At 71.2% G+C, this 20,775-nt stretch carries 17 protein-coding genes and 1 pseudogene; 13 read left to right on the forward strand and 5 right to left on the reverse strand.

The features are described 5' to 3' along the window. Positions 1-1,076 precede the first annotated feature (1,076 nt). Both WME83_RS38995 and WME83_RS39000 read right to left on the reverse strand, forming a co-directional pair. Positions 1,077-2,198, reverse strand: a complete 1,122-nt coding sequence (locus WME83_RS38995; protein WP_437314774.1) for an aminopeptidase — start codon at positions 2,196-2,198, stop codon at positions 1,077-1,079. Positions 2,199-2,284: 86 nt separating this feature from the next. Next, positions 2,285-3,607 carry a class I SAM-dependent methyltransferase gene (locus tag WME83_RS39000; protein WP_437314775.1) on the reverse strand — a complete coding sequence of 441 codons (1,323 nt, stop codon included), beginning with the start codon at positions 3,605-3,607 and terminating at the stop codon, positions 2,285-2,287. Positions 3,608-4,262: 655 nt separating this feature from the next. On the opposite strand from WME83_RS39000, the gene WME83_RS39005 reads away from it, so the two are divergent. From WME83_RS39005 to WME83_RS39040, 8 genes are all read left to right on the forward strand, one after another. Continuing rightward, positions 4,263-4,541, forward strand: a complete 279-nt coding sequence (locus WME83_RS39005) for a hypothetical protein (RefSeq protein WP_437314776.1) — start codon at positions 4,263-4,265, stop codon at positions 4,539-4,541. 587 nt (positions 4,542-5,128) lie between these two features. Then, positions 5,129-5,989, forward strand: coding sequence for a response regulator (locus WME83_RS39010; RefSeq protein WP_437314777.1), 861 nt, complete (start codon positions 5,129-5,131; stop codon positions 5,987-5,989). A 158-nt stretch (positions 5,990-6,147) separates the two neighbouring features. Then, a complete protein-coding gene (locus WME83_RS39015) occupies positions 6,148-6,843 on the forward strand; it encodes a succinate dehydrogenase cytochrome b subunit (protein WP_437314778.1) in 696 nt (231 codons plus the stop codon). A 19-nt stretch (positions 6,844-6,862) separates the two neighbouring features. Beyond that, positions 6,863-8,776, forward strand: a complete 1,914-nt coding sequence (locus WME83_RS39020) for a fumarate reductase/succinate dehydrogenase flavoprotein subunit (protein ID WP_437314779.1) — start codon at positions 6,863-6,865, stop codon at positions 8,774-8,776. After that, positions 8,776-9,549: a succinate dehydrogenase/fumarate reductase iron-sulfur subunit gene (locus tag WME83_RS39025; RefSeq protein WP_437314780.1), complete on the forward strand. Its 774-nt coding sequence runs from the start codon at positions 8,776-8,778 to the stop codon at positions 9,547-9,549. The genes WME83_RS39020 and WME83_RS39025 overlap by 1 nt, the downstream gene beginning before the upstream one ends. 1,183 nt (positions 9,550-10,732) lie before the next feature. Continuing rightward, entirely contained in the window at positions 10,733-11,515 is a 783-nt protein-coding gene (locus WME83_RS39030; RefSeq protein WP_437314781.1) for a DUF5995 family protein, read from the forward strand. A 48-nt stretch (positions 11,516-11,563) separates the two neighbouring features. After that, entirely contained in the window at positions 11,564-12,622 is a 1,059-nt protein-coding gene (gene msrP / locus WME83_RS39035; protein WP_437314782.1) for a protein-methionine-sulfoxide reductase catalytic subunit MsrP, read from the forward strand. Between the two features lie 2 nt (positions 12,623-12,624). Further along, a complete protein-coding gene (locus WME83_RS39040) occupies positions 12,625-13,275 on the forward strand; it encodes a sulfite oxidase heme-binding subunit YedZ (protein WP_437314783.1) in 651 nt (216 codons plus the stop codon). 57 nt (positions 13,276-13,332) lie between these two features. Here WME83_RS39040 and WME83_RS39045 read toward each other — a convergent pair whose 3' ends face one another. Together WME83_RS39045 and gor are read right to left on the reverse strand one after the other, a co-directional pair. Continuing rightward, positions 13,333-13,923: a DUF420 domain-containing protein gene (locus WME83_RS39045; RefSeq protein WP_061624094.1), complete on the reverse strand. Its 591-nt coding sequence runs from the start codon at positions 13,921-13,923 to the stop codon at positions 13,333-13,335. Between the two features lie 171 nt (positions 13,924-14,094). Then, the gene (gor, locus tag WME83_RS39050; RefSeq protein WP_437314784.1) at positions 14,095-15,513 is read right to left on the reverse strand and encodes a glutathione-disulfide reductase; all 1,419 of its coding nucleotides are present in this window, start codon (positions 15,511-15,513) and stop codon (positions 14,095-14,097) included. Positions 15,514-15,668: 155 nt separating this feature from the next. Between gor and WME83_RS39055 the strand changes: the two genes are divergently transcribed. From WME83_RS39055 to WME83_RS39070, 4 genes are all read left to right on the forward strand, one after another. Then, the gene (locus WME83_RS39055) at positions 15,669-16,829 is read left to right on the forward strand and encodes a lysylphosphatidylglycerol synthase transmembrane domain-containing protein (RefSeq protein WP_437314785.1); all 1,161 of its coding nucleotides are present in this window, start codon (positions 15,669-15,671) and stop codon (positions 16,827-16,829) included. Positions 16,830-17,081: 252 nt separating this feature from the next. Next, positions 17,082-17,876, forward strand: coding sequence for an acyltransferase (locus WME83_RS39060; protein ID WP_437314786.1), 795 nt, complete (start codon positions 17,082-17,084; stop codon positions 17,874-17,876). 15 nt (positions 17,877-17,891) lie between these two features. Next, positions 17,892-18,122, forward strand: a complete 231-nt coding sequence (locus tag WME83_RS39065) for an acyl carrier protein (protein ID WP_437314787.1) — start codon at positions 17,892-17,894, stop codon at positions 18,120-18,122. Continuing rightward, the gene (locus WME83_RS39070) at positions 18,119-19,294 is read left to right on the forward strand and encodes a hypothetical protein (protein WP_437314788.1); all 1,176 of its coding nucleotides are present in this window, start codon (positions 18,119-18,121) and stop codon (positions 19,292-19,294) included. The genes WME83_RS39065 and WME83_RS39070 overlap by 4 nt, the downstream gene beginning before the upstream one ends. Before the next feature lie 191 nt (positions 19,295-19,485). Here WME83_RS39070 and WME83_RS39075 read toward each other — a convergent pair. Further along, positions 19,486-19,629, reverse strand: a pseudogene (locus tag WME83_RS39075) (glutamate-5-semialdehyde dehydrogenase); the annotation flags it as partial. Between the two features lie 102 nt (positions 19,630-19,731). Between WME83_RS39075 and WME83_RS39080 the strand changes: the two are divergent. Next, positions 19,732-20,691, forward strand: coding sequence for a GNAT family N-acetyltransferase (locus WME83_RS39080; protein ID WP_437314789.1), 960 nt, complete (start codon positions 19,732-19,734; stop codon positions 20,689-20,691). Positions 20,692-20,775: the final 84 nt, after the last annotated feature.

The following is a 20,775-nucleotide window of genomic DNA, read 5'->3' on the forward strand; positions in this document are numbered from 1 at the left end:
GGATCCACCGGAGGACCCTGAAAGGCCCGCGGTCACGAGAGAGAAGTCAGGAAAGCCAGGAAAGCGATGCGAACAATGCGAAGCGCGTCCAAGCAAGAAAGCACGAGCGAAGGGGAAGCAAAGTCGAAGCGAGACGTTAAGACAATCAAAGAAGCGAGTCAAAGCGAAAGAAGAAGGAGAAGCAAAGGATCAAGCGCAGACAAGGGACCGTAGGTACAAGCTCAAGCGAAGCAGAGGGAAAGCGCAAGGGAAAGCGAAGCGATGAAGCGGTCGAACTCGAGAGCTGCAAGAGGTAAGAGAAGCTCGGACCAAGATCGACAAGCTGATCACGATAAGCCATCTCATCTGGCGACGCGCGTCGCGCGCGCCTCGATCATCCCTCCTTAATCGCCCCGCAAGGCGGCTATCGTCACGCGAACCGAAGCTCTCCGCCGGCGTCCGGCGTCAAGTCAATCAAGGAGCCGACAGCAGGTCGATGGCATCCGGGTGGCGGCGGGGTCACGATCGCTCGGCAGAGATGCCGCCGATCACCTCGCTCGGCGCCCCCCAACGACTGGGGCTTGCACTGCGAATGATGTGCCAGGGGGGCCGCTCCCGCCGAGGCCCCATGAAACCGAGCAGCGAACGGGAGCGACATCTGCCGGATACATTCAGCAACCGGCGGGCCAACCTCGATCCCCCCGCACAGCCGGGCCCCCACGGCCAAAAAAACCGCAGAAGCCCGTCGCCAGCCGCGGGGCGCAGCGCCCGGAGGTGCGATGCCCGTCATACATTTCCGCAGGGACTGGTCCGATCCAGGGATGGGTTCAGATCCAGAACGGAATTCTTACCTGGACAACGAATTGTCCACCCGCCTGGGGCAGACCGCATTGCATTGCGCCGTGAGAGCGCACGATTGCAAGGAGGCAGCACGCTCCGAGCGACGCACCGCAGCGGATTTTGACGCTATACGTCGTCCTCGGCGCGCAGCACGGTACGCGGCGCGCATCACCGCACGCGCGCGCAGCGCAATGCGGCACGCGGCGCGCTGCACGGCACGCGCGCAATGCCCCACACGGCCCTACGCGCGCGCCGAGCTACCTGCACCCGGCGCGGATCAGCGGCTCGATCACCTGGCCGACGTTCTCCTGGGGCGCGGAGAACCTGTGGCGCTCGAGCTTCCGCAGCGCGCCCAGGAACCTCGGCCAGCTGCCGCCGCAGGTCGCGAGCAGCGCCCGGAGCTCCGCGTCCCCCGAGTTGTAGACGCGGAACTGGACGAGCGACGCGTTGTTGAGCGCGCGGCGCGCCCCGATCTCCGTCTTGAGCCGGGCGAGCACCGCCGCCTTCTCGGCCCGCTTCTCGGCGTCGGAGGCCGCGGAGGTGTACAGCCGGTCGAGCTGGACGTAGGCGTCGTGCAGCGCGTCCGCCCGCGCCTCGCTCCGCTCCTGCTCCCGCATGTAGGCCGTCTTCTCCGCCGAGAAGGGGCCCACCCGCTCGTCCAGGTAGCGCTTGGCGAGCTCGTCCCCGACGAAGCTCGCGAGGCTCTCGTTCAGCCTCGTCTGGCCCCTCACATACAGCGTCGCGTGCAGCGACTCGTGCAGCACCACGTTGGCGAGCTCGCCGAGCGCCTCGTCTCCGCTGGAGATCATCGTGGACAGGACCGGATCCTCCAGCCAGCCGAGCGTCGAGTACGCGCCCGCCGGGCGCACGTCGACGTCCCAGCCGGCCGCCTTGAGCGGCGCCGCGAACTCCTTGGCGTCCTTCAGGTCGAACCACCCCACGTACGGAACGGTGCCGACGATGGGGAAGCTCCATGTCTTGGAGCGGAACCGGAGCGGCTCGCACGCGCTGACCACCCAGACCGCGGCCGGGCGATCGAGCTCGACGTACGTCCGGTAATTGTCGGTCGCGGTGAGCCCGTGGCGCTCCCCGAAGCGCTTGATGTGCGGGACCTCGCGCAAGAGCGCGCGCGTCCGCCACGGCCTGCGGGCGTCGCCGACGGCGTCCTCGAGCGACTCGGCGCTCCACGCCATCGAGAGCTGACCGAGGCCCGCCTGCGCGATGTAGCGGATCTGGGTACACGAGGAGAGCAGGGCGCAGAGGGCGGCCGCGAGGAGCGCGCTTCCGGCCTTGCCCGCGCGCGCCGGGCGGCGGGGGCGCGACGCAGACCACGAGGGCGCGGCGCCGCGATGGGCGCTGGCCGGCAGCCGTTCGCTCATGCTCTAGCTGATAGCTGGCCGCGCGGGGTTCACAAGGTCTTCCGCGCGGAGGGCGCGCGTGCCGGCGGGACGGCGCGCCTCCGGGATCAGGACGGCGCGGCGGCGCCCCAGGCGCTGAACTGCACGGCCGGGACGATCGGCGCGCGGTCCCGCAGCGACGGCTCCTCCGCGGCGTACAGGGGCTCGCGCGCGAGCGGGTAGTCGCGCGGAGCCCCGTTCGACAGCACCATCTGCACGGCGCCGAGGTGCCCGCTGCGAAACGCGGCTGCGGCGCAGGCCAGGTAGAACTCCCACGTCCTCAGGAACGCGCCGTCGAAGCCGGTGACCCGCTCGATCTTCTCGCGGTTGTCCAGGAAGTTGCGGCGCCAGCAGCGCGCCGTGAGCGCGGAGTGGCGGCGCAGGTTCTCCGCGTCGAGCACGTCGAGGCCGCGCGCGGCGGCGCGCGCCGCCATCCCCTGGACCGACGGAGGCCAGTACCCCGGGAAGATGTGCTTTTGCACGAACGGGTCAGTCCGCGGCGACTCCTGCTCGCGGGTGACGCTCTCGAGCAGGCAGACGCCGCCCTCGGCGAGCAGCGCCTTCACCCGGTCGTAGAACACCTCGATCCGGCGCGCGCCGGCGTGGCACATCGAGCCCAGGGAGACGAGCCGATCCCACCGCGGCTCGCCCTCGAGGTCCTCGCAGCCCATCACGCGGACCTCGACCGGGAGCCGACGCGCCGCGGCCTGCTCGCGGATGTACCTCGCCTGGTTGTCGCAGAGCGTGATCCCGAGGCACTGCACGCCGTAGGTCTCCGCCGCGTGGAACATGAGGTGGCCCCACCCGCAGCCGAGATCGAGGAGCCGCTGCCCGCGCCGGAGCGCGAGCTTCCGCGCGACGACGGAGATCTTGTGCGCCTGCGCGTCGTCGAGCGCCTCGCCCGGAGACCGGAAGTAGCCGCACGAGGTCTGGAGGCGCCGGTCGAGGTAGAGAGGATAGAAGTCGTTGCCGAGCCCGTAGTGGCGCTCGACGGCGAGCCGCTCGCGCTTCGCCGCGCCGGAGAGCAGCCCGAGCCGGAGCGCGTCGAGCGCGCCGGAGAGGCCGCGCTCGAACGACGGCAGCGCGGGCGCGAGGCGCGGCAAGCGCGCGTCGACGGACCGCACGGACCGCGCGAGCTGGAACAGGCCGGCGAGCGAGTCCTCGAGATCGCCGTCGAACGCGACCTCGCGCCGGACATACGCCTCGCCGAGCCCCAGCGTGCCCCGGAGCGCCGCCTCGCAGAGCGCCCGGCGCGTCCGGAACGTCACGGCGAACGCCGGCGCGCCCGCGCCGAAGCGCAGCCGCTCGCCGCCCCACAAGCGCAGCTCGAACGGGGTCCCGTCATAGCGCTCCAGCAGGCGCGAGGTCGCCTCCTTCACCCAACGGGACAACAGCGGAACTTCGCCCTTCCTGACGATGAACATCCGACCCCCTCCGCGACCCCCCGGCCGCCCGACGAGCTGAACCGAGCTGCGCTTTCCCGTCAAGCGACATGTCATTTCATCGACACCCTGGCAGCGAGTCCCGTAACGCCCACAACGGTCGGAGGACGACGCGGACATGCGCTGTCGTCGGGGACAGGAGGAACGCGGTCGACAGGGCTCCAGGAGCTTCGGAGAGGGGTTCGGGGAAGCCCCGACAACAGAAGTGTGTCTGGGAGGTTTCATGTTCCAGACGAAGGGAGGAAATCGAGAGGATGATTCGAGTTTCTCCCCACCTTCTTCCGGCCTTCCGGTGGCGAGCGGCCGCCGCCGATCCGTTCCCCCTCTCCGATCGTCCGCCGTGCGGGCGCGCGGGACGGCAGGGGACGGCAGGAGGGCGGGAGATCGACGTCGCGCTCGCGGGGGGAGCGTCGATCGACCAGGTCGGCGCGATGCGCTCGGATCGGAGCGCGCGACGGGAACGCGGAGCGCGCGACGGGAACGCGGAGCGCGCGACGGGAACGCGGAGCGCGCGACGGGAACGCGGAGCGCTCGTGCGCCGCGGCGGCCGCGCTGCTCGAGGCGACGCTGCGCGATGCGCGCGGCTCCACCGCGGAGATCCACGATGCGAGGTCGACTCGCCACGCGCATGGAGGCGAAGGCGACGCAACCGCGCGGGGCCGCGTGGACGAGCACGGGGACGGGGACGGAGGACGGGGACGAGCACGCGCACGCGCACGCGCACGCGCACGCGCACGAGGACGGGGACGAGCACGCGCACGCGCACGAGGACGGGGACGAGCATGCGCACCGGGACGAGCACGCGCACGCGTACGAGGACGCGCACGCGTACGAGGACGAGCACGCGCACGAGGGCGGAGGACGAGCACGAGCGCGCGCATAGGACGGAGCACGCGCGCGACGACGACGCGCACGCGCGCTCACGCTCGGGATCGACGCCCGCCGCGGCGACGTCACGGCCCGCGCCGCGCCCGAGCGCCTCCTCGCGGAGCGCGCCGCCAGCGAACCCGCTGCCCAGGGCGGCGCGAGCGCGCCCGCGCCGCGCTCGCCCCGGTGGAGGTCGCCGGGGGCGACGAGCAGCGCACACCACATCCTCTCCGCCGTGCGGCGCGCGACCACCGCCGCTCCTCGCGAAACAGGGCCGAAGACGCGCGCGCCCCGCGCGCTCTCTCCCTGCGACGCGCGCTCACACGGCCCACTGGAATCGGCATACCGGAGCACATCCGCGCCGGGCGCGCGGCGCCTCGCCCTGTTAAAGGAGGACTGCGTCAACGCCGCTTCGGCTTCCGTTTCGCTAGAAACCCGGTTCTATTGGACTGTAGGCGAACTTTGGACAGCTGGTAGAGACCGGAGGGGGCTCCGCCGGGTGGGGCGACATCGGCCACGACCGGCGTGGTCGTCGCGCGATCACGACGGCGCCGGACGGCAGGCGGCGCGGCGCACCCCTTGTAACCAGAGGAGGAGGCATCAGTGAGCCAGGCCCGACCCCATGTGCTGGTGGTAGACGCCGAGAAGAGGGTCCTCGACAGGCTTGCGGTCGAGCTCAGCGACGGCGGCTTCGACGTCACCTGCGCCGAGAGCGGGCTCGCCGCGATCGAGCTCGTCAAGGCGCGCAGGTTCGACCTCGCGATCGCCGACGTGAGGGCGCCCGGCATGGAAGGCGCCGGGACCATCGCCGCGCTCAAGGCGATCAGCCCGGACCTCGAGATCATCGTCGGCGCCCCGTGCTCGAGCGCGCAGGCCGCCGTGGAGTGCATCCAGAGCGGCGCGTACGACATCCTCGAGAAGCCGTACGACATCGACGACATGAAGCGGCTGCTCGAGGCGGCCATGCTGCGCACCCACCTCGACGCCGTGGCGGCCGTCCACCAGGCGAGCGCCGCCCTGGTCGCGTCCCTCTCGCGGGACGACTTCCCCGAGCGCGCCGTGGATCTCGCGGCCAAGGTGGTCTATACAACCGGCGCCGCGCTCTCCCTGGCGCTCGACCACGGGGCCGCGCTCTACCAGGCGGCCTCCGGCGTCGAGGTGTCTGCCGCGTTCATCGCGCGGCTCGCCGGCCAAGTCGAGGGCGCGCTCGCCCCCGTCCGCCTGTCGGCGGACGACGCGCCCGACCTGCTCTGCACCGCGGAAGGCGATCGCTTCGGCGCCGCCATCGTGGCGCCGCTCCGCCTGGGCGAGCGCTCGATCGGCGGCCTCGTCGTCCTCCGCGACGAGCGCCTGCCGGCGTTCACCAGCCAGGAGGAGCAGGCCATCGGCATCTTCGCGATCGAGCTCGCGCTGGCGTTTTACGGTCGCAAGGTAAGACGCGCGCACGACCCGCGCGCCGCCTGACGCCCATCGTCCGCGTCCCGCCCGCCCCGCCGCGAACGCCGCGGGCAGCGCGCCTCCCTCGGGCCGAGATCTGCGGCCGACGCCCGCAAAATCTTCCGCGATCGAGCGCGAGATTCCCTCTGGCGAACGCGTTCGCACGCCACTAAAGGAGGGGAGCGATGAGCCCCACTGCTGCCCCATCGACTCTCCCCACCAGGGCCCAGCGCATCGCGCTCTTCTACCGGGATCTCGTCGGCAAGAAGTTCGCGATGGCGCTGAGCGGCGTCGTCTTCTTCGGCTTCGTGATCGGCCACATGGCCGGCAACCTGCAGGTCTTCCTCGGCCGGCAGAAGTTCAACGACTACGCCGCCTTCCTCCACGGGACCCCCTCCCTGCTCTGGGGGACGCGGCTGCTGCTCCTCGCCTCCCTCATCGTCCACGTCTACACGGGCGTATCGCTCGCGCTGCACAGCCGCGCTGCCCGGCCGGTCCGCTACCAGGTGAAGGGACAGAGGCACCCGAACCTCGCCGCCCGCACGATGCTGCTGAGCGGCGGCGTCCTCGCCGCGTTCATCCTCTATCACCTGCTCCACCTGACGACGGGCACCGTGCACCCCGACTTCGTGCCGCTCGACGCCTACGACAACGTCGTGAAGGGCTTCAGCTCGGCGCCCGTGGCGATTGCCTACATGGTGGCGATGGGCCTGCTCGCGCTGCACCTCTACCACGGCGCGTGGAGCATGTTCCAGTCGATGGGCCTCAGCCACCCGCGCTACACGCCGGCGCTCAGGAAGTTCGCCGCCGCCGCGTCGATCCTGCTCGCCGTCGGCTTCTCCTCCATCCCGCTGGCCGTCCTGTTCGGCATCGTCCGCTGAGCCCGGAGCCCCCGTCACCATGCAGCTCAATGCGAAGATCCCCGAAGGTCCCATCGAAAAGAAGTGGGACCAGCACCGCTTCAACCTGAAGCTCGTCAACCCGGCGAACAAGCGGAAGTACACGATCCTCGTCGTCGGCACCGGCCTCGCCGGCGGCGCGGCGAGCGCGACGCTGGCCGAGCTGGGCTACAACGTGAAGAGCTTCTGCTTCCAGGACTCTCCGCGCCGCGCCCACAGCATCGCCGCGCAGGGCGGCATCAACGCCGCGAAGAACTACCAGAACGACGGCGACAGCATCTACCGCCTCTTCTACGACACCGTGAAGGGCGGCGACTACCGCGCGCGCGAGGCCAACGTGTACCGGCTCGCGCAGATCAGCGTGAACATCATCGACCAGTGCGCCGCGCAGGGCGTGCCGTTCGCGCGCGAGTACGGCGGCGTGCTCGCGAACCGCTCCTTCGGCGGCGCGCAGGTGTCGCGCACGTTCTACGCGCGCGGCCAGACGGGTCAGCAGCTCCTCCTCGGCGCCTACCAGGCGCTCGAGCGGCAGATCGGCCTCGGCAAGGTCAAGATGTACCCGCGCACCGAGATGCTCGACCTCATCGTGGTCGACGGCAAGGCGCGCGGCCTCGTCACGCGCAACCTGATCACGGGCGCGCTCGAGACGCACCTCGGCGACGCGGTCGTCCTCGCCTCCGGCGGCTACGGCAACGTCTTCTTCCTCTCGACCAACGCGAAGGGGTCGAACGCCACCGCCATCTGGCGGGCGCACAAGCGCGGCGCCCTCTTCGGCAACCCGTGCTTCACCCAGATCCACCCGACGTGCATCCCGGTCTCGGGCGACTACCAGTCGAAGCTCACGCTCATGAGCGAGTCGCTCCGGAACGACGGCCGCATCTGGGTGCCGACGAACGCGGGCGACACCCGCCCGCCGGAGCTCATCCCGGAGGGCGAGCGCGACTACTACCTCGAGCGCCGCTACCCGAGCTTCGGCAACCTCGTGCCGCGCGACGTCGCGTCGCGCGCGGCCAAGGCGGTGTGCGACGAGGGCCGCGGCGTGGGGCCGACGCGGCTCGGCGTGTACCTCGACTTCTCGGACGCCATCCGCCGCCTCGGCAAGGCCGCCATCGCCGAGCGCTACGGCAACCTCTTCGACATGTACGAGCGCATCACCGGCGACGACCCGTACACGGTCCCGATGCGCATCTACCCGGCCATCCACTACACGATGGGCGGGCTCTGGGTCGACTACAACCTGATGAGCACGATCCCCGGCATGTTCGTGCTCGGCGAGGCGAACTTCTCCGACCACGGCGCGAACCGCCTCGGGGCGAGCGCGCTGATGCAGGGCCTCGCCGACGGCTACTTCATCATCCCCTACACCATCGGCGATTACCTCGCGTCGACGAAGCTCGAGCGGGTCGACGACCTCCACCCCGCCGTGCGGGACGCCGAGCGCGACGCGGGCGAGCGGCTGAACCGGCTGCTCGCCGCGAACGGCTCGCGCACGGCCGACTCGTTCCACCGCGAGCTCGGCAAGATCATGTGGGAGCAGTGCGGGATGGCGCGCAACGCGGCCGGGCTCAAGGGCGCGCTCGCGCGGATCCCGGAGCTCCGGGAGCAGTTCCACCGCGACGTCCGCGTCTCGGGCACGGGCACCGGCCTCAACCAGGAGCTCGAGAAGGCGGCGCGCGTCGCCGACTTCTTCGAGCTGGCGGAGCTCATGTGCCGCGACGCCCTCTACCGGGAAGAGTCGTGCGGCGGGCACTTCCGCGAGGAGCACCAGACCCCCGAGGGCGAGGCGAAGCGCGACGACGAGAACTTCACCTATGTCGCCGCCTGGGGCTGGCGAGGCGAAGGTCAGGCCCAGGAGCTCTACAAGGAGCCGCTCCAGTTCAACGAGGTTCACCCAACGCAGCGGAGTTACAAATAATGCGCCTCACCCTCCATGTCTGGCGGCAGAAGGGCAAGTACGAAGCGGGCCGGTTCGTCACGTACGAGGTGCCCGACGTCAGCGAGCACATGTCCTTCCTCGAGATGCTCGATGTGCTCAATCAGCGGCTCATCCTCAAGGGTGAGGAGCCGATCGCCTTCGATCATGACTGTCGCGAGGGCATCTGCGGCATGTGCGGCTTCATGATCAACGGCCAGGCGCACGGCCCCCTCCGTGGGACGACCGTGTGTCAGCTGCACATGCGTCACTACAAGGACGGCGATGTGCTGTGGCTCGAGCCGTGGCGGGCCCAGGCGTTCCCGGTTGTGAGCGACCTCGCGGTGGACCGCAGCGCGTTCGACCGCATCATCGCGGCGGGCGGCTACGTCTCGGTGCCGACCGGCAGCGCGCCGGACGCGAACGCCGTCCCGGTGCCGAAGCCGATCGCCGAGCGCTCCATGGACGCGGCCGCGTGCATCGGCTGCGGCGCCTGCGTCGCGTCGTGCCCGAACGCGTCGGCCTCGCTCTTCACCGCGGCGAAGCTCACGCACCTGAACATCCTGCCGCAGGGCCAGCCGGAGCGCGATCAGCGGAGCCTCAACATGGTGGGCCAGATGCGCGCCGAGAGCTTCGGCCACTGCACGAACGTCGGCGAGTGCGAGGCGGTCTGCCCGAAGGAGATCCCCCTCGACGTGATCGCGCAGATGAACCGCGATTACCTGCGCGCGACGCTGCGCTACCGCGACGTGCAGGCCAAGGGCGGCACCGGCTGAGCGCCGCGCCGGCTCGCCGGCCTCGCCCGGCGGCGCCGGCGCCCCTCCCCCTCCCTGGCGGCGAAGCCCCTCCTCTTTCTCCTCCACCTCCTCCACAGCGAAGCTCCTCCCCGCGCACGCCGTGAACGGCGGCGCTCCGTCGCGGCCGTCCGCCCGCGCCGGGGCAGCGCCGTCGGCGTCGCCGCCGCTCGCGCCGCCCGGCCGTCCAGCGCCGGGGCGCGCCCTGCGCCCGGCCGTCACGGCGCGCCTTCCCGGTCATCGCCGCGTACGGCCGGCCCCCGCGACCTGCCAGGCGCAGGCTGCAGGACCTCGGCGCGAGGATCACTCCGCAGGGCCCAGCGGCGATGACAGGCGAACCCTGCCGCCGGCGCGACCGCGCCGTGGCGTCCACCGACGCCACGCGAGCGGCCTCATCCGCCATACGCGCGCCATTTTCAACATCGACGCAAGAAACCGACCTCCCTTGTGGAAAACGGACCAGGAGATTCCTGAGAGCCGGCTCAGGGGCTTCCTAAACGCTCTTCACATTCCCAGCCCCGACCGTACAGCCGACATGGGATAAGCACTCGGCATGTTTCGAGAACATCTCGTCGCGACTTGCGGCTACGCGAGACGATGGGTTTCCGAATTCGACAAACCTTCGCTCCAGTAGCAGCGCAACCCGGAAGATGCCGTGGCGATCTCCCGCGCGAGAAAGAAACGTGTCAGGGTCAACTGCCGCTTGTTCGAGGTCGCTAGTTAGCATAACCTCAAAACTGTCCCGAACGGGATCAGCGGTCATAAGACAATTGTGGTCACCCCACACCATGTCGTAGACTAGGTTCAACTTAGAGCGCCGCAGCGAGGGGGGGCATCCCGCCGCGAGCGCATCTGGATCGCATCGAGTCATCGCTCTTCTGCGGGGGGCCGGTTCTGGGGAGGGCCGGCAGTAGGAGAAGCAAGGGCAACATCCGCGGCGACCTTTCTCCGGGCGGGTCTTCAGATCCGCTTTCGACATGGGAACGACGCGCACCGGGACGCAGACCAGAAAGGCCGGGTCCGGTCGGACCGACGGCCGGCATCGCTGCTTCACCGTTCGTGCTGCGCTCAGGCGATGCGGCCGGCGCCAGCGAAGCGGTCGGATGCGGAAGTTCGAACATCGGATCAGGTCTCTTTGACGAGCGAAGAAGTAGGAGGGGACTTCATGAGCAGCTGCATCGACGGCCTTAATCTGCACCCGAAGAGCGTCCACGATGCTGCCGTTGTTCTCGACACCGTGACGGATCGCCTGATCGCCGCGGGCGATCGGCGGGCGGCGTTCACCGACGTCTACGGCATCGTCACGCGCGCAGTCGCGGCGCAGGTGGATCGGCCCGATGGCATGTTCCTCGAGCCTGCGTGGATCTCGCGCCTCGCCGGGCGGTTCTGCGAGCGGTACCTCGAGACGTTCCGGTGGTGCGAGCAGGGCGCGGCGCAGGACTGCGGCGCCTGGCACATCGCGTACGCGAGCACGTCGTCCCGGTTCGCGCCCCCCGTGCAGAACGCCCTGCTCGGGTTCAGCGCCCACATCAACTACGACCTGGTCTTCGGGATCCACGCGACGATCGTCGAGTTCGGGCACGGCCGCGACCCGCGGATGCTCGCGCGGCTCAAGCACGATCACGATGAGGTCAATACCCTGCTCCGCCGCTCGGTCATCGAGGCGCTCGAGCGCCTCGCCGTCCGGCATGGCTGCCCCCTGAGCGCGCTCTTCCGCGACACCGCCCCGGACCTCGCGGTCTGGGTGTCGATGGAGATGCTCTCGCGGTGGCGCGAGCGCGTCTGGGCCGACGTGCTGGCCCTGCTCAAGGCGCGCACCGCGAGCGAGCGGGCGGCGGTCGCCCGCGGGGTGGAGCAGCGCTCCGCGCGCATCGGGCAGATGCTCGCGCTGCCCTCGCTCCACCACGCGCCCCACGCCGCGCTCCGCGTCCTGTCAAGGGCCGCGTGAGCGCGTCCGGCCCGTAACCGGAGCCCGGGCCGATCGTAGAATGGGGGCATGAGCAAGCTGCCCAAGGAGCCGCCCGCCAGCGAGATCACCCCTCCAGCGCTCTACCTGAGGCGGCGCGAGCTCCTGAAGAACGCCGCGCTCTTCGCGGGCACGGCGTCGGCCATCGGCGGCGGCCTCGTCTGGCTCACCGGCGGCGAGGCCGGCGTGGCGGACGCCGGCGCCCCCGGCGGCGAGGGCGCGCCGCTCGCCAGCGCGCCCTCGCTGCCGGACGCGGCGCCGCCCGTCGAGACGAGCGCGGCGGGCGCGGCGGGCGCGGCGGGCGCGGCGGGCGCGAAGAGCGCGTTCGTCACCGACGAAGCGCGGACCGACTACGACGCCATCGTCACCTACAACAACTTCTACGAGCTCGGCCTGAGCAAGTCGGAGCCGTCCAAGAACGCCGGCCGGCTCCGCCTGCGCCCCTGGGCCGTCGCGTGCGAGGGGGAGATCGAGAAGCCCGCGGTCATCGACCTCGACACCCTGCTCTCGTGGTTTCCCCTGGAGGAGCGCGTCTATCGCATGCGGTGCGTCGAGGCGTGGTCGATGGTGATCCCCTGGCTCGGGTTCCCCTTGGCCGCGCTGCTCCGGCGCCTCGAGCCGACCTCCCGCGCCCGGTACGTCCAGTTCACCACGCTGCTCGATCCGGAGCAGCTGCCCGGCCAGCGGAGCGACGTCCTCGACTGGCCTTACGTCGAGGGGCTCCGGATCGACGAGGCGATGCACCCGCTCACGATGCTGGCCGTGGGCCTCTACGGCAAATCGCTGCCCGGCCAGAACGGAGCGCCGATTCGCCTCGTGGTTCCGTGGAAATACGGGTTCAAGGGGTGCAAATCGATCGTCAGCATCAAGCTCACGGAGCGACAGCCGAAGACGACGTGGAGCCAGGCCGCGCCGGACGAGTACGGCTTCTACGCCAACGTGAACCCCGCGGTGGATCACCCGCGCTGGAGCCAGGCGACCGAGCGGAGGATCGGTGAGCTGCGCCGCCGCCCCACGCTGCCGTTCAACGGCTACGCGGAGGAGGTGGCCAGCCTCTACAGCGGCATGGACCTGCGGGAGAACTTCTGACCATGGGCGCGCCCGCGAGGACGATGGCGCGGCCGGGCGCCCCGGCGCCCGCCGGCCGGAAGCTGCCCTGGCTCGTGCCGGCGGTCGTCACCGGCGGTCTGATCCCGCTGGCCGTGCTCGGCCTGCGCGCCCGCGCCGGCGCGCTCGGCGCGAACGCCGTCGCCGAGGCGCTGAACCAGCTCGGGCTCCTCGCGCTCGTGCTGCTCATCACCTCCCTGGCGGCGACGCCGCTCAAGATCGTCTCGGGCTGGACGTTCCCGCTGCGCATCCGCAAGGCGCTCGGGCTGCTCGCCTTCTTCTACGCGTGCGCGCACTTCCTGACGTATGCGCTCGTCGATCAAGGGCTCGACGTCCGCGCGATCGTCGAGGACATCACCGAGCGCCCGTTCATCCTCGCCGGCTTCGTCGCGCTCCTCCTGCTCGTGCCGCTCGCGGCGACGTCGACCGCGCGCATGCTGAAGCGCCTCGGCGCCGCGCGCTGGAAGCGGCTGCACCGCCTCGCGTACGTCGCCGCCGTCCTCGGGGTCGCGCACTTCTTCCTCCGCGTGAAGAAGGACGCGACCGAGCCGATGATCTACGCCGCGCTGCTCGCCCTGCTCTTCGCGGCGCGCATCGTCAGCGCCGTCCTGCGGAGGCGCGCGGCCTCGCGCTGAGCCCTGCGCCGCGCCGTCGCCGAGGGCCTCCGAGGCCGGGCGCGCGCGGCGGCGCGCTCACGGCACCGCCGGCGGGCTGCCGCGCAGCATGAAATAGATGAGCACGCCCGTCACCGACACGTAGAGCCAGAGGGGCAGCGTCACCCGCGCGACCCGGGCGTGCTTCGCGAAGTTCGCCTTGTAGGCGAAGTAGAACGACGTCAGCGCGAGCGGCACGATGCCCGCCGACAGCACGATGTGCGAGATGAGCACGGCGAAGTAGACGGCGCGGAGCGGGCCCGTGCCCTGGTACTTCGTGTCCCCGTGGACGAAGTGGTAGGCGAGGTAGCCGACGAGGAACAGCGACGAGGCGACGAACGCCGAGACCATCAGGTACTTGTGCGCGACGATCGCGCGGCGCTTGATCGCGATCCAGCCCGCGACGAGCAGCGTGGCGGCCGTCGCGTTGAGCGCGGCGTTCAGCGGCGGCATGAAGCGGAGATCCGCGCCGCCCGCGCCGCGCCGGATGATGAGGATGTACGCGAGGAACGCCAGCGCGGCCGCGGAGAGCACGGCGTTGAAGACGTAGAACGAGCGGTCGTTCGTGCGGGCGAGCAGGCCGACCGGCTTCAAGGGGGTCGAGGCGGGTGTCGACATCGCGCGGTCCATACCAGAGGAGCGCGCAGAGCGCGAACGCGAGCGGGCGAGCCGGAGCGACCGGACGCCGGCGATCGAAGGCCGGCGAAGACGGACGGACGCGGGCAGCAACCGACCGCAGCCGTCGCCAGCGCACGGGCGGGCGCGCGCGCCGGGGCGGGCCGGCGCACGCGCGCCCGCGGGCTACGCCGAGCTCGGCGCGATCCCCATCGGGGGGCTGCGATCCATGTTCCGCAGCGGCTCGCGCATGGTCACGAACTCCTCGGCCGCGGTCGGGTGGATGCCGACCGTCGCGTCGAACTGCGCCTTTGTCGCGCCGCACTTCAGCGCGACCGCGAACCCCTGGATGATCTCGCCGGCGTCGGGCCCGACCATGTGGACGCCGAGCACCCGGTCGGTCGCGCGGTCGACGACCAGCTTCATCATCGTCTTCTCCTCGCGCCCGGAGAGGGTGTGCTTGAGCGCGCGGAAGGTCGAGAGGAACACGGCGACGTCGTGGTGCTCTCGCGCCTGCGACTCCGACAGGCCGACGGTGCCGACGTTCGGCTGGCTGAACACGGCGGTCGGGATGCCGGTGTAGTCCACGCGCCCGTCCTCGCCGCGGAAGAGCCGCTTCGCCAGCGCCATGGCCTCGGCGATGGCGACCGGCGTGAGCTGCACGCGCGCGATCACGTCGCCGATCGCGTAGATGGACCGGACCGACGACTGGAACGCGTCGTCCACCACGACCGCGCCGTCCTCGTCGAGCGCCACCCCGATCTCCTCGAGGCCGAGCCCCTTGGTCTTCGGCAGGCGCCCCGTCGCGTACAGCACGCAGTCCGCCGCGAGCTCGGTGCCGTCGGCGAGCGCCGCGCACAGCCCGTCGCCGCGCCGCTCGATGCTCTCGACGCTCGCGCCGAGGCGGAGGTCCAGGCCCTTCTTCTGGATCTCGGCGGCGAGGAACGCGCGGATGTCGTCGTCGAAGCCGCGCAGGAGGTGCATGCCGCGGTGGATCAGCGACACCTTGGCCCCGAGCCCGTGGAAGATCCCGGCCAGCTCGACCGCGATGTAGCCGCCGCCGACGATGACCACCCGCCGCGGCAGGCTCTCGAAGTGGAACGCGTCGTCCGAGGTGACCGCGAGCTCGCGCCCGGGCAGCTCCGGGACCCACGGGTAGCTGCCGGTCGCGACGAGGATCCGCTCGGCGGTGATCCTGGCGCCGTCGATCTCGACGGCGTGCGGGTCCACGACCTTGGCCTGGCCCCAGCGGATGTCGGCGCCCGAGTTCTTCAGCAGCCGCTCGTAGACGCCGTTCAGGCGCTCGATCTCCTTGTTCTTGTTCCGGAGGAACGTCGCCCAGTCGAACGACGGGCCGGCCTGCCCGTCTCCGCCGTGGCCGGGCACCGACCAGCCGTAGCCGGCGGCGTCCTCGAAGTCCTCGGCGTAGTGCGAGGCGTAGACGAGGAGCTTCTTCGGGATGCACCCCAGGTTGACGCACGTTCCGCCGAGGTGGCGCGACTCGGCGATGGCGACCCTGGCGCCGTAGGAAGCGGACATGCGGGCGGCGCGCACGCCGCCGGAGCCGGCGCCGATGACGAACAGATCGTAATCGTACTTGGACATGGTGGACGACTATGCCCCATGCGGGGCGCGGTCGCCGCGCAGCGTGCGCCCTCCGGAGTCGGGGGCGGCGCGCGCCCGCTGAGGCCGGGAGGCGGTGCGGTCGCGGGCGCCGCTCCTCTCGGCCCCGCGGCGGGGATTCTGCTAGGGTCCCGCCGTTGCGCTCTCCGACCCACACCGGAACCATCGACGACGCCGCGCCGCCCCGCGACGCCGTGCCGGCCCGCGACGCCATCCCGCGCGCCGCCGCGCCGCCGCGCGACGCCGTCCCGCGCGACGCCGCGCCGCCGCGCGACGCCGTCCCGCGCGACGCCGCGCCGCCCCGCGATGGCGACGTGCCCGAGCGGCGCGCGCCGCGCCCCTGGGATCGCGCGCGCCGCGCCCTGCCCTTCGCGCTGGCGATCGCGCTCGTCGCGTTCGTCCTCGGCCGCCTCGACCTCGACGCCTTCCGCGCCGCCCTCTCGCGCGTCGACGCCCCGCTCTTCGGCGCGTTCGCCGCCCTCTTCATCCTCGCGCTCCTCGGCGCCGACACGTTCGCGACCGTCCTCGTCTACCGCCGGCTGATCGCCCCCGTCGCCTTCCGCGACTTCTTCGTGCTCCGCGGCGCCTCCTACCTCCCGTCGCTGCTCAACCACCACGTGGGCCAGGCCTTCATCACGGTCTTCCTCGCGCGCGCGCACGGCGTCCCGCTCGCGCGCGTCGCCGGCGCGACGCTCGTGGTCTACGCGTCGTGGCTCGGCTGCCTGCTCCTCCTCGGCGCGGTCGCCGTGCCCGCGAACGGCGGGCCGCTCGCCGGGTCCGCCCTGCTCCTCGCCGCGGGCTTGCTCTACCTCGCCGTCCTCGCGCTGCGCCCCGCCCGGCTCGCCCGCACCAAGCTCCTCGCCCCGCTCTTCGAGGCCGGCGTGCGCGGCCACCTCGTCGCCCTCGCCGCGCGCGTGCCGCACCTCCTCATCCTGTTCGCCGGCACCTGGCTCCCCTTCTGGTTCTTCGGCGTGCGCATCCCCCTCGGGGCCGCCTTGACGTACATCCCCATCCTCATGGTGGCGGTGACGCTCCCGCTCACCCCGCAGGGCTTCGGCACGCGCGACGTGCTCGCCGCCGCGCTCCTCGAGGGCTTCGCGGCGGGCGTCACGCGCGAGGAGCGCCTCGCCGCCATCGCCGCCACCACGACCACCTGGGCGGTGGCGCTCACCCTCGTCGAAGCCGCGCTCGGCCTGGCCCTGCTCCGGGGCGTTTTGCCCCATATGGAGGCGAAGGACCCCACCGCCGCTGCCCCCGCGGGCGCCGCCCCCACGGGCGCGCAACGAGAGCCGGCCTGAACTGGCGTCGCGCGGCCCGCGTCGCGGTGTTGTCACGGGATTTGCTTATGCTCGTGGGTGATGCGCTGCCTGCAATTGGTGTGTAACAGGGCCCGGGACAGCGCCGGGACAGCGCCATAAAGCAGCTGGAGGACGATCGACGCGGTAGGATCCGAGGTATAGACTCAGGCTCCCTGACGTTCCTTCCGTCCTTCTTGCCGGGCGCCCCGCTGAACATCGCTGCTCCGGCCAGGCTGCGCAGAGCGACCCTCCATGAAGAACCTGGTTCGTTTCCTCGCCACCTCCGATCACAGCGTCGCCCGCGCCGTGCGCCACGTGCGCCGGCAGGTCAAGAGCTTCACGCTGCCCGCGCCGCGGCCCGTCGTGGTCCCGATGCGCGTGGCGTTCGAGGCGGCGCGCGAGGCGTATTGGTTCGGCGCTCGCGTGCTCGTGTGCGAGCCGCACCTCAAGTCGCACTGCTCCCAGTACGGCAAGGGCGTCCGGACGGGGAACTTCATTCACTACATCCAGGGCCGGGGCGACATGATCCTCGGCGACAATGTGGTGCTCGACGGCAAGGTCAACATCGTCTTCGCCGCGCGGTTCTCCGACCGGCCGACCTTGCGGATCGGCGATAACACCGGCATCGGGCACGACTGCCGGATCATCGTCGGCAAGTCGGTCACCATCGGCAAGCATTGCCGGATCGCGGGGAGCGTCTACATCCTCGACTCGAGCGGCCACCCGAGCGATCCGGAGGACCGCAAGCGCGGCCTGCCCCCCGCGGACAGCGAGGTGCGGCCCGTGGTCATCGAGGACAACGTCTGGCTCGGCGCCCGGTCGATGATCTTCCCGGGGGTCACGGTCGGCGAGGGCAGCGTCGTGGCGGCCGGCTCCATCGTCATGGCCGATGTCCCGCCGTACACGGTGGTCGCTGGCAATCCGGCGAGGCGGGTGGCATCCCTCCGGACCGAGCCGCCGCCGGCCGCCGAGGCGGACCGCGCCGGCGCGAGGAGCAACGGCGCGGACGACGTGGGGAGGCGCTCGCTCGAAGGCAGCGCATCTTAACCCTGGAGCTTGCTCATGGCGATTGAGGTCGAGAAGGTGATCGAGGTCATCGTCACGGTCGGCAGCCTGCCGGCCGCGATACAGCCCGATGACGACATCTACGATGCGGGGTTCTCCTCGATTCGCGCGCTCCAGCTGCTCACCGAGCTGGAGGACCAGTTCAACGTGACGCTCCCCGACGACAAGTTCAGCCTCGCGCGCACGCCGCGCGCGCTGAGCGCCCTCATCCAGGAGCGTGCCTCGTGAGGAAGACCGTCACCGTCGAGCTCGCGACCCCTGCGACCGAGATGGCGCAGGAGGAGATCCCGAAGCAGATCGCCTTCCTCTCGAAGGAGATCTCGGACATCCGCTTCGTCCGCGAGGGCGCGGCGCTGGAGTTCGAGGCCCCCGAGGAGCGCGCGGCCGATCTCGCGCGCGCGGCCGAGGCGCTCGCGCGCACCATGCAGCGCAGCCTGCGCTCGCTCACGCGGAAGCTCGTGTACCGCAGCCCGGCGTGCGACCGGGTCGAGTTCCGCGGCGGCGCGCTCCCCGCCGGGATCACGCAGATGGGCCAGGGCCAGGTCGCCCTGGAGGGCATCCCGCTGCGGCTCTACCGCTACTTCGATCGCTCGCTGGAGGCGCTCGGCGCGCCGTTCTCGCCGAGCCCGATCCTGGTACCGACGTTGATCCCGGCCGCGACGCTGTCGAAGTGCGATTATTTCCGCTCGTTTCCCCACATCGTCACGTTCGCGTGCCACCTGCCGGAGGACATGCCGCGCATCGAGGATTTCCGGGCGCGGCACCAGGACCGGGAGATGCTCGACGACCGGGCGCTCGGCGACATGGCGCACCCGGAAGTCTGCCTCTCGCCGGCGGTCTGTTATCACGTCTACGCGGCGAACCGCGACCGCGTGCTGCCGGCGGGCGGCGCGCGCTACGCCCTCGCGGGCCGCTGCTTCCGCTACGAGTCGAGCAAGATGGTCGACCTGCGGCGGCTCTGGGAGTTCACGATGCGGGAGATCGTCTTCCTCGGGACGCGGGAGAACGTCCTTGGGCTGCGGGAGCAGGGGAACGAGCTCGTGGCGCGCTACCTCGACGAGCACCGGCTCGCGGGCGAGATCCGGACGGCGAGCGATCCGTTCTTCATCGCGCCGGACGCGGCGGCCAAGACGTACTTCCAGATCAGCAGCGAGACGAAGTACGAGATCTCGCTGATGCTCCCGGAGGGCGAGCGGGTGGCGGCCGGGTCGCTGAACTACCACACCGACTTCTTCGGCCGCGCGTTCAGCTGCACCATCGAGGGTGCGGGGCCGATGCACAGCGTGTGCATCGCGTTCGGGCTCGAACGGTGGGTGTACGCGTTCCTCGCCCAGCACGGCAATGACCCATCGAGTTGGCCCGACGTCGTGCGGCGCTCCCCGGAGATGGCGGGTCTGTAGAGCGGTTTCGCGCGGGGTTTGATGCGGACGTCTTCCGTCTCTCGTCTCTCGTCCCTCGTCCCTCGTCCCTCGTCCCTCGTCCCTCGTCTCTCGTCTCTCGTCTCCCGTGCGCGTCCTTCGTGCGCGTGCGCGTGCGCGTGCGCGCTGATTCCGGGGAATCGCGCACGCGCACGCGCACGCGCACGCGCACGAAGACGGGAGACGGAAGACGGGAGACGGGAGACGGGAGACGGAAGACGGAAGACGGAAGACGGAAGACGGGAGACGGAAGACGGGAGACGGGAGACGGAAGACGGGAGACGGAAGACGGGAGACGGGAGACGGAAGACGGGAGACGGAAGACGGTGTCTCAGTCCCAGCCGAGAACCGCGCTAGATTACCGCGGCGCTCGGTTCCTGCTGTTCCGTTTCCCTGGGGATTCTGCGACGCTCGCGGCCATGCAGCTCGAGCACGTCGACCCGATCGCCGCGGCGGAGGAGGCCAGCCTTATCCTGCGCGAGGCATGGCCGCCGCCGGCACTCCACTACACGGCCGACTACCTGAAGTGGCAGCTCGGCTTCCCCGGCCCGGCGCCGCGCGCCGTGCTCGCGCGCGAGGGCGGCGAGCCGGCCGGCTTCATCGGCGTCGCGCCGCGCCGCTTCCGCTTCCGCGGCGCCGCGTCCCCGGGGTACGTCCTCTCGTTCGTGAGCGTCCGCCCCAAGTTCCAGGGGCAGGGGCTCGCGAGCCGGCTGTACGGCGAGCTCCTGGCCAGCCTCCGCGCGTCCGGCCTGCCGATCGTGGTGTTCGTCGAGGCGCGCTCCGGGCCCGCGCAGCGCGTGCTCTACAACGCGGTCAAAGCGGCCGGCCTCAAGCGCAAGCAGCTCGCCACGTGCCGGAACCACGGCTTCGTCCCCCGGCCGAGCGCCGCGCCGACGCAGGCCGTGGCCAGGCCGGCCGAGGCCGCGGCCGACGTGCTCGCGGCGATCGCGGCGTGCGGCGACGATCGCGTGCTCTGGTCGGCGCCCGACGCGGCGCAGCTCGAGCACAGCCTGCGCGATCCGCGGCCACGCCGGCTGCTGCTCGTCGAGGAGGCGGGCCGGCCCGTCGGCGCCGCCGCGGTGCTCCTGTCCGAGATCGCGACCTCCCGGGGGATCGACCGGGTGGCGACGGTCGACGCGCTCTTCCTGCCCGAGCCGACCGCCGACCGGCTCGCGGCCGTGCTCCGCGCCGCCTCCGAGGCCTTCGCCGGGCAGGCCACCGCGCCCGTGGTGAGCGCGCCCAACCTGACGCTCGTCCCCCAGGACCAGCTCAAGCCGGCCGGCGCCCGCCCCACCGACGCCTCCTTCGACGCCTTCGTGCTCCTCCCGGGCGACGGGCCGTGGCTCGACGCCGAGGTGACCAACCTCGAGGTCGTCTGACGAAAGGACCGCCTGGGCAGGGCAGGATCCATCTACGATCCAGATGGAAACCATGAGGTGAATGCCGATTCACAAGATGGATCG

The organism is Sorangium sp. So ce385, assembly GCF_051474135.1.
GTDB lineage: Bacteria > Myxococcota_A > Polyangia > Polyangiales > Polyangiaceae > Sorangium > Sorangium cellulosum_D.

What these genes read in the sequence shown, in the direction of transcription:
- WME83_RS39040 (WP_437314783.1), top strand. Translation starts at nt 12,625, where the DNA reads ATGGGCGCGCCCGCGAGGACGATGGCGCGGCCGGGCGCCCCGGCGCCC.
- WME83_RS39060 (WP_437314786.1), top strand. Translation starts at nt 17,082, where the DNA reads ATGAAGAACCTGGTTCGTTTCCTCGCCACCTCCGATCACAGCGTCGCC.
- WME83_RS39045 (WP_061624094.1), bottom strand. Translation starts at nt 13,923, where the DNA reads ATGGACCGCGCGATGTCGACACCCGCCTCGACCCCCTTGAAGCCGGTC.
- WME83_RS39005 (WP_437314776.1), top strand. Translation starts at nt 4,263, where the DNA reads ATGCGAGGTCGACTCGCCACGCGCATGGAGGCGAAGGCGACGCAACCG.
- WME83_RS39080 (WP_437314789.1), top strand. Translation starts at nt 19,732, where the DNA reads ATGCAGCTCGAGCACGTCGACCCGATCGCCGCGGCGGAGGAGGCCAGC.
- WME83_RS39020 (WP_437314779.1), top strand. Translation starts at nt 6,863, where the DNA reads ATGCAGCTCAATGCGAAGATCCCCGAAGGTCCCATCGAAAAGAAGTGG.
- WME83_RS39015 (WP_437314778.1), top strand. Translation starts at nt 6,148, where the DNA reads ATGAGCCCCACTGCTGCCCCATCGACTCTCCCCACCAGGGCCCAGCGC.
- gor (WP_437314784.1), bottom strand. Translation starts at nt 15,513, where the DNA reads ATGTCCAAGTACGATTACGATCTGTTCGTCATCGGCGCCGGCTCCGGC.
- msrP (WP_437314782.1), top strand. Translation starts at nt 11,564, where the DNA reads ATGAGCAAGCTGCCCAAGGAGCCGCCCGCCAGCGAGATCACCCCTCCA.
- WME83_RS39065 (WP_437314787.1), top strand. Translation starts at nt 17,892, where the DNA reads ATGGCGATTGAGGTCGAGAAGGTGATCGAGGTCATCGTCACGGTCGGC.
- WME83_RS38995 (WP_437314774.1), bottom strand. Translation starts at nt 2,198, where the DNA reads ATGAGCGAACGGCTGCCGGCCAGCGCCCATCGCGGCGCCGCGCCCTCG.
- WME83_RS39025 (WP_437314780.1), top strand. Translation starts at nt 8,776, where the DNA reads ATGCGCCTCACCCTCCATGTCTGGCGGCAGAAGGGCAAGTACGAAGCG.
- WME83_RS39030 (WP_437314781.1), top strand. Translation starts at nt 10,733, where the DNA reads ATGAGCAGCTGCATCGACGGCCTTAATCTGCACCCGAAGAGCGTCCAC.